This window comes from Paenibacillus septentrionalis (assembly GCF_042659865.1).
GTDB classification, from domain to species: domain Bacteria; phylum Bacillota; class Bacilli; order Paenibacillales; family Paenibacillaceae; genus Pristimantibacillus; species Pristimantibacillus septentrionalis.
Window position 1 is genome coordinate 1 of record NZ_JBHSTE010000029.1, and the last position, 843, is coordinate 843.

Genomic DNA, 843 nt, shown 5'->3' on the forward strand with positions numbered 1-843 from the left:
CCTAGTATCGCTCTTCATTTTTGATTTCCTCGAACATCCTTTTGGGATGAAGGTCGTCAATCAAAAACGATTCGCTTAAAATTACAAACATAAATGTTTGAACTCGATTCGCTTTGGATGTTTCATATACTTTCTTATCCAGTTTTCAAAGTGCAAATGTGTTTTCCGTAGGGATAACACGGTAATTGTAATTCTTTGGTGGAGCCAAGCGGGATCGAACCGCTGACCTCCTGCTTGCAAGGCAGGCGCTCTCCCAGCTGAGCTATGGCCCCATAATTACCCCAAAAAGTGACGTGTAAGCTCCGAAGTGTAATCCAACTACTTTTCGGGGACCCCACTATCCTTTTTGCGAGATATAAAGTTGTACATGGTGGGCCTTAGTGGACTCGAACCACCGACCTCACCCTTATCAGGGGTGCGCTCTAACCAGCTGAGCTAAAGGCCCTTGTTTGTGGTTTGCACCGCTTGGCGGCGTCCTACTCTCCCAGGACCCTGCGGTCCAAGTACCATCGGCGCTGGAGGGCTTAACGGTCGTGTTCGAGATGGGAACGTGTGGTTCCCCTCCGCCATCGCCACCAAACGATAACCAATGACGTCTTCTTCCTTAAAAGTAGACGATAGAAAGAGTGCTTTCTCGAAGGAAAACACTAGTCGAAGAATCATTGATCCTTCAAAACTGACAACGAGTGAGCGAACAACTGCCAATTGTTCTACAGAAGCATATGCTTCCGCTTGGAGAACTTAAGCCCGAAGACTCAAGCTCTCCTGACCCTCAAGGGATCTCATGATCTTCTACTCGGAAGATCGTGTTCTCTTAGAAAGGAGGTGATCCAGCCGCACCTT

General features: G+C 47.8%; 2 tRNA genes and 1 rRNA gene. All 3 read right to left on the minus strand.

Annotation, left to right across the window (positions count from 1 at the left end):
* Positions 1-196: 196 nt before the first annotated feature.
* A tRNA-Ala gene (locus ACFP56_RS21740) sits at positions 197-272 on the minus strand.
* A gap of 96 nt (positions 273-368) precedes the next feature.
* Positions 369-445: transfer RNA gene (locus ACFP56_RS21745), tRNA-Ile, on the minus strand.
* A gap of 18 nt (positions 446-463) precedes the next feature.
* Positions 464-580, minus strand: a 5S ribosomal RNA gene (gene rrf / locus ACFP56_RS21750).
* Positions 581-843: the final 263 nt, after the last annotated feature.